The sequence below is a fragment of the Streptomyces lusitanus genome, assembly GCF_042647945.1.
GTDB lineage: Bacteria > Actinomycetota > Actinomycetes > Streptomycetales > Streptomycetaceae > Streptomyces > Streptomyces pseudogriseolus.
Genome location: NZ_JBHRWL010000022.1, coordinates 1 through 9721, shown reverse-complemented (window position 1 = coordinate 9721; position 9721 = coordinate 1). Strand labels below are relative to the sequence as shown.

General features: G+C 67.7%; 8 protein-coding genes. 3 read left to right on the top strand and 5 right to left on the bottom strand.

Annotated elements, in window-relative coordinates:
• Window positions 1-780: 780 nt before the first annotated feature.
• A complete protein-coding gene (locus tag ACFOSY_RS28295) occupies window positions 781-1662 on the bottom strand; it encodes a LysR family transcriptional regulator (protein WP_394312101.1) in 882 nt (293 codons plus the stop codon).
• 56 nt (window positions 1663-1718) lie between these two features.
• On the opposite strand from ACFOSY_RS28295, the gene ACFOSY_RS28290 reads away from it, so the two are divergent.
• Window positions 1719-2609: a PhzF family phenazine biosynthesis isomerase gene (locus tag ACFOSY_RS28290; RefSeq protein WP_394312099.1), complete on the top strand. Its 891-nt coding sequence runs from the start codon at window positions 1719-1721 to the stop codon at window positions 2607-2609.
• 219 nt (window positions 2610-2828) lie between these two features.
• Here the strand turns inward: ACFOSY_RS28290 and ACFOSY_RS28285 are convergent, their stop codons facing one another.
• Complete coding sequence (locus ACFOSY_RS28285) at window positions 2829-3350, bottom strand: MarR family winged helix-turn-helix transcriptional regulator (RefSeq protein WP_394312096.1); 522 nt, start codon at window positions 3348-3350, stop codon at window positions 2829-2831.
• A gap of 39 nt (window positions 3351-3389) precedes the next feature.
• Between ACFOSY_RS28285 and ACFOSY_RS28280 the strand changes: the two genes are divergently transcribed.
• Window positions 3390-4322 carry an EamA family transporter gene (locus ACFOSY_RS28280; protein ID WP_394312093.1) on the top strand — a complete coding sequence of 311 codons (933 nt, stop codon included), beginning with the start codon at window positions 3390-3392 and terminating at the stop codon, window positions 4320-4322.
• 347 nt (window positions 4323-4669) lie between these two features.
• Here the strand turns inward: ACFOSY_RS28280 and ACFOSY_RS28275 are convergent, their stop codons facing one another.
• The 3 genes from ACFOSY_RS28275 to ACFOSY_RS28265 all read right to left on the bottom strand — a co-directional run bounded on the left by ACFOSY_RS28275 (window position 4670) and on the right by ACFOSY_RS28265 (window position 8009).
• The gene (locus ACFOSY_RS28275; protein ID WP_394312090.1) at window positions 4670-5791 is read right to left on the bottom strand and encodes an oxidoreductase; all 1122 of its coding nucleotides are present in this window, start codon (window positions 5789-5791) and stop codon (window positions 4670-4672) included.
• Between the two features lie 45 nt (window positions 5792-5836).
• Window positions 5837-6475, bottom strand: coding sequence for a DUF1989 domain-containing protein (locus tag ACFOSY_RS28270; RefSeq protein WP_394312088.1), 639 nt, complete (start codon window positions 6473-6475; stop codon window positions 5837-5839).
• 88 nt (window positions 6476-6563) lie between these two features.
• Window positions 6564-8009, bottom strand: coding sequence for a cytosine permease (locus ACFOSY_RS28265; protein ID WP_394312085.1), 1446 nt, complete (start codon window positions 8007-8009; stop codon window positions 6564-6566).
• Between the two features lie 113 nt (window positions 8010-8122).
• On the opposite strand from ACFOSY_RS28265, the gene ACFOSY_RS28260 reads away from it, so the two are divergent.
• Entirely contained in the window at window positions 8123-9670 is a 1548-nt protein-coding gene (locus tag ACFOSY_RS28260; RefSeq protein WP_394312083.1) for a PucR family transcriptional regulator, read from the top strand.
• Window positions 9671-9721 lie beyond the last annotated feature (51 nt).

Below are 9721 nucleotides of genomic sequence, written 5' to 3'. Positions count from 1 at the left end.
TGAGCGGCAGTTCAGGCACAATACCCGGATCACTCTTACGGCGGCGCAGCACAAACGGCCGCACCAGCTCCGCCAGGACGCGGGCGGTGCGCTGCCCGCCCTGCTCTACGTGCTGTCCAGGACCTGTAACCGGTTGCAGCCGAGAAGCGTGCGGTGAGCTGGGACGTCCGTTGGGCGAGTCCTGGCTGCTGCGATGCAGCCAGGACCGGACTCAGGCCGCCGTCATGACGCCATCAGAACCTGGTGCACGGACAGACGGTGGGGCTCTTCGACGGAGTCACCGGACTGGCGGATGCGGTATGCACCGCTGCCTGTCAACCGCCCCGTCAGGGGTGCTTGGCATACGGCAGAATGACAACGGCAACTGCCAGAGCTGCACCGAATGTGCGGATTCGCATGAATTTCCCTCTTTATGCGATGCATGCTCACCCGAGCTGCATCGCGACTTGGAACTGAGCAGCCCGCCGCTTTTGACCCGGTAATGCCTACGCACAGATGCAGTGCAGAATTGCTATCGAGTCACGCCACCAGCGAGCGGCCCCGGCTACTTCGGCACGAAGAGCTTAGCCTGCCACGGCTGTGGCGCGGGCCGGCCGGCGCAAAGATGGCACAATTACGACACACCCGAGCGGGCCTGCTTCCTTGCGTTCGCAGTCGGCGTGCCACAGAAAATGGAGATTCGCCTCACGCCCGGCTGCCTTCCGGCCACTATTGTGGTTGAACTCATTCTGAAATGATCAGGTAGCACACCGCACCGGAAGCCGCCCGCGCCGATACAGGTCAGTCGGTCGATTGCCGTAGCAACTCCTGGGAGAAGGCCTGGGCAGCAGGTCCGGTCCATCGCCTTCGGTGGCGGGCCAGCCGTACCGGCACGTCGGCGAGCCCGGGCCCATGTACCTGCACCAGCCGTCCCTGGTGCAATTGCTCAACCACCGTCGTGAGCGGCAGGAGGGTCAGGCCCAAGCCGGCGGCGACGCAGGAGCGTGCCGCGTCCACACTCCCGAACCGGGTCGGCCGTGACCGCGTGCCGGGCACGGCGAGCAACCGTCTCTCGAACTCGTCACTGTAGGAACAGCCCTGTTCCAGCAGGAAGAAGCTTTCACCCGCGAGCTCCGCCCAGGTCACTGCGCCGGCCCGCTCGGCAAGCGGATGACCGGGGGCACAGACGAGGACGAGCGGCTCCCTGGTGACAGGCTGGGTCGTGACGTCGCGGAACCCGGCGTCCTCCTCCAGCAGCAAAGCCAGATCAAGGCGCCCGGACCGCAGGCCCTCGAGGCTCTCCGCGGTGCCGGCCGCATACAGGCGGACGTCCACTTCCGGGTGGCTTGTGCGCAAGCCGGCGATCACACCTGGCAGGCGGGTCGAACACAGGGACTCCGGAGCCCCCACGGCCACCGGCCCCCGCACCTCCTCACCAGTGCCGGCTCTCATCCTTGCCACCGCATCGAGCACGTCCTCGGCCCGTTCCAGCAACGCCCGGCCGTGCTCGGTGAGCAGCGCGCCTGTGGACAGACGGTCGAAGAGGCGGGTGCCGAGCTCCCGCTCCAGGGTCCGAATGTGCACGGTGATGGTGGACTGGGCCAGGTGCAGCTCGGATGCGGCGGCGGTGAAGCTGCCCGTGCGTGCGAGTGCGGTGAAGGTGAGCAGCAGGCGCGTGTCCATAGGAGCACGCTATGCCATATGTCGATTGCTTCCATTCCGATCCATCATTGGACGCGATGGAAGCGAACTGGCAGCGTGAAGGCATGACCAACCCCATGAGCCGCCCGGAGATCGTGCGTTACGCCGCTTTCACCCACGATCCGGCCGGAGGCAATCCGGCCGGTGTGGTACTCGATGCCTCCGGGCTCGACGCCGAGGCAATGCTTGCCGGCGCCGCCGAGGTCGGCTACTCGGAGACAGCGTTCGTCACGGACAGCGCCGAAGGATCGCGCAGATTTCGAGTACGCTACTTCAGCCCGCTCACGGAGGTCGCCTTCTGCGGGCACGCCACAGTCGCCCTGGCCGTGGCCCTCGCCGAACGTTTCGGTCCGGGCGAGATCGTCCTCGACACTCCTGCGGGCGAAGTCCCCGTGGTCACCAGGATCGACGACAACGGCGCGGTGTCCGCCACGCTCACCAGCGTTCCGACGCGCTCGCGTCCCGCCCTGGCCGCCGAACTGGAAGCGGCTCTGAAGGCCCTCAACTGGGTCACCGGGGATCTCGACCCCGCGCTGCCGCCGCACGTTGCATTCGGCGGGAACGACCACCTGATACTGGCCGCCGGTTCCCGGGAGCGTTTGGCGGACCTGGAATACGACTTCAACAGTCTTGCCGAGGTGATGCGGCGTCACGACTGGACGACTATCGACCTGGTGTGGCGTGAGTCGCCGGATCACTTCCACGCCCGAAACCCGTTCCCGGTCGGGGGAGTCGTGGAGGATCCGGCAACAGGGGCGGCGGCCGCGGCGTTCGGCGGCTACCTCCGCACCCTGGGCCTTGTCCCCCGCGGGGCGAAGATCACGATCCGTCAGGGAGAAGACATGGGCCGGCCCAGCGACCTGCGTATCGACGTGGACCCTCAGGACACCCGCACACGCGTTACGGGGCAGGCCGTGCGGATCGGCTGACGACCGCCCGCTCCGCGTGCCGGTGGGCCTTGTCCGCCGCACCGGTACTTCCGCGTGCGGGGGCCGTCAGCCTCGTCTCCGATTGCCGGGCGCGACGGCGAGGACTGCACGCGGCTCCGAGGGAGGCCCTCCCGCCGTCGTCATGCGAGAACCCGGCATGACTGCCCGCTCCGACCGCCCGGCTGGAGGCTCAGCGGACGAACGAACCGACGGCCTGCACTACTTGCCGCCCGGCCGGGGCTCCTCCATGCGCGACAGCCAGGCTGTGAGCAGCCCTTCCAGGGCTTCGGCCTCGGCGGACGTCAGCAGGTCCAGCAGGCGCCGCTCGTTGCGCATGTGGTCGGTGAACGCCCGGTCGATCAGCTCCCGTCCGAGGCTCGTGAGGGCGACGATCCGGCCGCGCTGGTCGGCATGGGAACGGCGCCGGGTGACAAGTCCCGCCCGCGCCAGGCTGTCGATCCTTTTCGTCATCGCGCCGGTGGTGACCATGGTGTGCGCGGCAAGCTCGCCGGGTGCCCGTTCGTAGGGTTCACCGGCGCGGCGCAGCGCACACAGGACGTCGAACTCTCCCTCGGAGAGGCCGTAGCGGCCGTAGACGAGGCACAGTTCCTCGGAGAGCCGGTCGGCCAGGCGGTGAAGCCGGCCGATCACGCCTTGTGGGGTGATGTCGACATCGGGTCGTTCGCGACGCCACTCGGCCTGGATGCGGGCTACACGGTCCAACGATCGCGGATGGTCCATGCAACCAATATATCTTCCCGGGAAGCTATATTACCTTCCATGGAAGCTAACGTGCGCTGGGTGCTGGTGACCGCTGTCGCGCCGGTCGCGTGGGGGACCAACTACTTCGTCACTCATGAGTTCCTGCCGGCGGACCGCCCGCTCTACGGGGCGGCCCTGCGGGCCATCCCTGCGGGCCTCGCCCTGCTGTGCCTGTGCAGGCAGCGGCCGCGCGGCGCGTGGTGGTGGCGGACAGCGGTACTCGGGCTTCTCAACGTGAGCGTGTTCTTCGTGCTCGTCTACGCTACTTCCCAACTGCTCCCGACGAGCATCGCCTCGACCGTCATGGCCGTGTCTCCCCTGGCGATGATGTTCCTCGCCTGGGCCCTGGTCTCCGAGCGCCCCGGCCTCCTCCACCTGGCCGGCGGCGTGGTCGGGCTCGGCGGGGTCTGTTTCATGCTGCTCACCGGTGTCGAGGGACCAAGCGTGCCGGGCGTCCTCGCTGCGGTCGCAGCCATGCTGGTGTCGTCCTTCGGCCACATCCTGACCGTACGGTGGAGCGCCGGGGTGAACGTGCTCACCTCGACCGCCTGGCAGCTGACCGCCGGAGGCCTGTTCCTGCTGCCGGTCGCCGTGGCAGCGGAAGGCACTCCGCCCGCCCTCTCCGGGCCGACGACCCTGGCGTTCGGCTACGTGTCCCTGATTGCCACCGCGCTGGCCTTCACCGCCTGGTTCACCGGTCTGCGGCACCTGCCTGCGGCGACTGTGGGCCTGATCGGACTGCTCAACCCCGTCACAGGCGTACTGCTCGGCACGGTGGCCGCCGAGGAGGTGCTGACCGCTCAGCAGATGGGCGGACTGGTACTGGTTGTGGTCGGCGTCGTCTTGGGCCGCCCCGCCAAGGCGGGCAGACGCGCGAAGGATCAGGCGCTTTTGCCTCCCGCTTCCCGTCCGTGTGCCAACAGCGAATCGACGGTCGGCAACCCTCCGTGAGGAGCAGAAGACCGTTCGTGGCCCGGCCGCACCGCCGTACTCAAGGTCCAGCACGCCGTCACCGTTGTCAATTCCCTGACAACTGGGTACGAAAGACCAGGTCGAAACAGCGTGTGGGCATCCTCGGCCCGTTTGTGACCACTCTCCCTCTGCTCCTGTGCCGAAACAGTGATCCTGCGCAGCCAGCCTGCGCCGGCAGGGCGCACCCTCCGGCACGCCGAGGGGGATGATGTCTCCCCGTCGGCACTGGTGGCTGCTTCCAGGACTGCAACAGGCTTCCACTGCCGTCAGAGGGAACGCCTCGCGCCCGCCCCTACGGGGGCGGGCGCGAGGGAAGGATGCGCCTGCTACGCAGTGATCGCTTCGGCGGCCCGCGCCCTCCAGGCAGCGGTGTTGGCCAATGTGACCTTGGGATCGAGCATTGCGGGATCGAATGCCGCCGGCTCGATGCCGCGGGCGAGCTTGGCCGGGTAGTCGGGGTTGGCCAGGGCGCCGCGGCCGATGGAGATCAGGTCGGCATGGCCCTCCTGGACGACCCTGGCCGAGAGGTCCGGATCCGCCAGACTGCCGTTGGCGATGACAGGCTTCTGCGTCACTCTGCGCGCCAGGGCGGTGATGGTTTCGCCGTTGTCCAGCAGCGCACCCTCCTGCCACCCGGATCCCTCACCGGCGATGTGTATGTATGTGGCGTTGCTGACGGTGGCGAAGATGAGCGCGGCTTCCTCGGCGCCCTGCTCCCATCGGTGGTCATGGTCGTTGACCTTGCCCTGTGACAGGCGCACGCCGACCCAGAATCCGGGGTCCGGTATGGCGGCGCGGATGGCCGCGATGACCGAGGCGGTGAGCCGGACGCGATGGGTGATGCTGCCTCCGAACTGATCGGTGCGCGTATTTGTGTAGGGCGTGAGGAACTGATCGAGGAGGTAGCCGTTGGCGGCGTGAACCTCGACGCCGGTGAACCCGGCCGTCCGTGCGGCCTGCGCGGAGTCGACAAAACCGGCGATGACCTGCTCGATGTCCTTGTCCGACATGGCCTTGGGGACCGGCCACGGTCCACTGCCGCCATAGGCCTCCATCATCGCCCTCAGGGGGCGGACGGCGGAGGGGCCGGCCGTGGAACTGCGGTAGCGGTTGCCCTGCGACAGCGCTCCGGCGTGCATCAGCTGCATCACCGGGTGGGCGCCGGCCTGGCGCACCGCGTCGCTGATCCGGCACCAGGCCTTCGTGTGCCGGTCGGTGGTGATGCCGGGCTGGTTGAGGTAGCCCTGGCTGTAGTGCTCGTCGGTGTAGACACCCTCGGTGATGACGATGCCGAAGCCGCCCTGCGCGTAGCCCGCGTAGTAGTCGGCCATCTCGGCGGTGGGCGTGCCGTCCTCCTCGGCGGACACACGGGTCATCGGGGCGACGGCCAGCCGGTTGGGCAGCACCGTCGTCTCGAGGGTGAACTGCTGCAGAGCCGGGTGATTCATGTTTTCTCCAAGTGCATGATCAGGTGGTGCTCGGTGAAGGAGGGCTCAGCAGGCACGGTCGAAGACCGGCGCGTTCCGCCGGATCGCGGTGTCTCGGGAGGTGACGACCAGAGGAGTGGGGCCGCCGCGGTTGACCGGAGCGATGTCCTGAGGACAAGCGGAGAGGACCACCACACAGTCGATGGCGGCTTCGAAGACGACGAAGTCTCCGGGGCCGGTGGCCGCAGGCGTCCACGTCAGGTCTCCATCGGCGCCAGGCTGGACGTCCATGAAGACGTTGACCGGCTGAGGCACGGTATGGGAGTAGATCCCGCACCGTGCAAGACCCGTGAGAAGGTTCTCGGCGCAGGAGGGGTGGCCCGGCCGGCCGAGGTCGGCGTACCGCGCCGCGTCGCATGCGGCGATCAGCATGTCATGCCGCCCCGGCGATCCGTCGTGGCGAAGTGTCAGGACCGGGCGCCGCCGGGTGGTGAAGAACTGCTCCCCAGGCTTGGGGAACAGACGGGAGACGACCGCCCGGGTGTGGGAGGCGCTGAGCCATTCCGTCAGGTCCCCGGCAGCGTAGGCGAAGAGGTCACCGACCTGGCCGCCTTCCGGATCGGTGATCCTGAAGGTCTGGCCGGCGTTGACACGGAAGGCTTCCACGCCGCTCGCGGGCACCGTGATGGTGTGTGCGTCAGTCATGGGGATTCTCCGTTGCTGATCCAGGACGACCCGGCGCCCGACGGCGTGGCACGCGCATCAGGGCGGTTGCGCCACAGCGGCTCGGTCGTCAATCGGCTGCGGCGGCGGTGCGCTTGCTGCGGGAGGACCGCTGCTCCTGGCGGGTGAGGAGGTAGTGGAGTCCTCCTGCGACCACTGCGCCCGACAGCCAGGAGAAGTCCGTGTTGTGCATGTTCCGGGCAATGGGGCCCTGCATGAGCGGTACCAGCCCGTACTGCCAGGACCATGCGGCGGCGATACCGGCAGCGAGCGCCACGAGCGCGCGCCAGCGCCAGGCGGGCCCGCGGTCGCTGTACAACTGCTTCACGTCGATCCGACCGCGGCGCAGGACGAAGAACTCGGTCAGCATGACGGCGGCCCATGGGCTGATCCAGACCAGGATTGACGTCATCCAGTGGTCGAACGACTCGGCGAAGCTGTGCGACTGCATGAAGACCAGGAGGACTACGGTGGCGACCGCTCCGGCCGCGAGAGTGACCTTCCACCGTGCTGCCCGTACTCCCACCGACAGTGCGGCCAGCGAGCACGAGTAGAGATTGAGGATGTTGGTCGCCACAGGGCCGTGCATGATCAGCAGAAGCACGGGGAGTGCCATGACTCCGAAGGCGCCGATGACGAGCTCACTGGGGTCACCGCCCTGCCCGGTGCTCGCCAGACAGGCGCCGAGCGCGGCCAGCCAGACCGTCGGTACGTACATCCCGAGCGCTGTGGCCCAGAAGACGCTTCTCCCGGAACAGCGGGACGGGACGAAGCGTGAGTAGTCCGCGGAATAAGGAACCCAGCTGATTCCCCACCCGATCCCGATCGCGGTCACCAGCTGGGTAACGGCAGTCACCCTGTCCGTGCCGCTCGCGGTGCCCGACGTCCACTGCAGATCTGCCTGGGTGAGTGACAGCACGGTCATGACCGCCATCACCAGCACAGTCGCCGGCACGGTCCATCGCTCGAATGTGCGGATGGCGTAGAAGCCGAAGACGGCCAGGCCGAGTTGTGCGGCCATGACGACGGCGGCGACCACGTACTTCAGGCCCTCGCCACCGTGGATGCCGACCTTGCCGAGAAGGGCGACGGCGAGGTCGAGGACCACCCAGGTGTTCACCCCGACCCACCCCATGGTGAGCAGACCCTGCATCACCCCGGGGATGATCGCTCCCCTCCGCCCGAAGGCGGCGCGCCCGAGCACCATCTGGTTGACGCCGGTGCGGTGGCCCATCATATTGAAGAGCCCGAACACGCCACATCCCACGATATTGCCCAGGGAAATGACGATCAACGTCTCCACCAGAGTGAGCCCCAGGTTGATTCCCAGCGCCCCGAGAACCCAGTTGATCGGCGCCACATTGGCACCCACCCAGATCCACCACTGGTCCCTCGGCGAGGAATCCCGGCTGCTTTCGGGAATGGGCTCCACGCCATGGGCGTCAAAGCTCTGCGGCATCGGCGCGGGCTCCGTTTCCTGAGCTTCGAACAAAGACGAGCGTGGGGCCGTATTCATGAGAACCTCCTGGAGGACTTTCTGCGGCCACCACAGAGAACCATCCTGCATACCGTCGTCCCAGAGGTGAAACGACCCTCATACGGGACCCCAGAAGTGGAGGAACATCCACCGTGCTCACAGTCGGTTCCCTCGTGGCGGTCCGTGAACTGGGGCTTTCGGTCCTCGTCACCGGTCCCCCGGAGGCCCTGGAGACCGAGCTCTCCTGGGTGCACACCACCGAGCTGCCGGACCCCTCCGGTTACATCGGCCGCTCCGAGTTGGTCATGACCAATGGACTGTGGATGCCGGAAGTGTCACCCACTGCCTTCGTCGAAGCGTGCTGCGCGGCCGGTGCCAGAGGCATTGTCTTCGGGTTGCTCGACACAACCCCCGAGACACCGCCTGCTCTGATCGATGCGTGCCGCAGGGCGAATCTGCTTCTGTTGCAGCTTCCGATCGAGGTTCCCTTCGCCGCGGTGACCCATGCCGCCGCCAACATCGTGGCCGACGCCCGCCGTAATCCCTTGATGACCACCTTGCGGCGCGCGGAGACATTCGCCAACACCCTCGCGGCAGAGCACGGAGCCGCCGGTGTGCTGCGTGTCCTGCGGCACGAACACCCGGATCTGCCCCTCGCCCTCGTCGACCGAACCGGCGCGCTGCTCGCCGAAGCCGGCACCTCCCTCACGGCGGGCGACCGCACGGTCACCACTACAGCTCTCATGCGTAAGCCGCCGCCCCTGGAACTCGTGCTCGACGCGGGCACCGCCACGCTCCTGCCTGTGGGCGCGTTCGGCCAGCCAGAGGCAGCCCTGCTGTGCCTGCGGCCCGCCGCTCACCTCTCCGAAGCAGAGCTGAGTGCGCTGAGCCAGGCGGCCCACTTCCTGGTTCTGGACATCGCGCGGCGCCAGGCGGTCCGAGCAAGCGAGGAGCGTTTCGCTCACGAACTGATCGACATGATCATCTCCGGAACCGGATCGACCCCGGACATCACGCGCAGGCTCGCGGCCTTCGGCCTGGACGGGGGCGAGGCCCTGGTTGTCCTGGCGGTCTCCTCCCGAGGGGACACCACCATGCCCGAGCTGGCCGCGGCCATGAAAGCGGTACTGTCCGAGCGCGGGATTCCCGCAATGATCGCCCCCGGCCCCCACGACGTCGTCGTCGTTCTCGCCTGGCGGCAGCCGGCCGGTACGTTGATCGACTGGTGTCACGGCCTGGCGGCAGACCTCTCCCCCTACTGCCCCACCCTTGCGGCGGCCGACCCGGTCCACAGCGCGGGGAATCTCCGTACTGCTCTCCTGGAGGCCCGGCGGACCAGCCAAGTGCTCGGCCGCACCGGTCATGACGTCACCGTCGCCCGCCTGTCCGACCTGCCCACCTACCACACGGTGCTCAGCAGTATCGAACCGCAGATGCTGCAGCACCTCAGGTCGATCCTCACCCCCTTGCGTGAGTACGACGCCAAGCACACCGACGGGGCCCTGGAGAGCACGCTGCGCCACCTCATCGAATACCAGGGCCACTACACGAAGACCGCCCAGGCCCTCCACCTGCACGTCAACGGCCTCTACGGACGACTCGACCGCATCCACGCCCTGACGGGTCGCGACCCGCGGACACTCGAGGGTCGCCTCGACCTCCTTCTCGCTCTTGAGGCGGATGCGCTTCTGGCCTTGTGAGGCTGGTGGATTCTCCACCGGAGGCGGGGGGAGTGTGGTGGAGTGGCCATG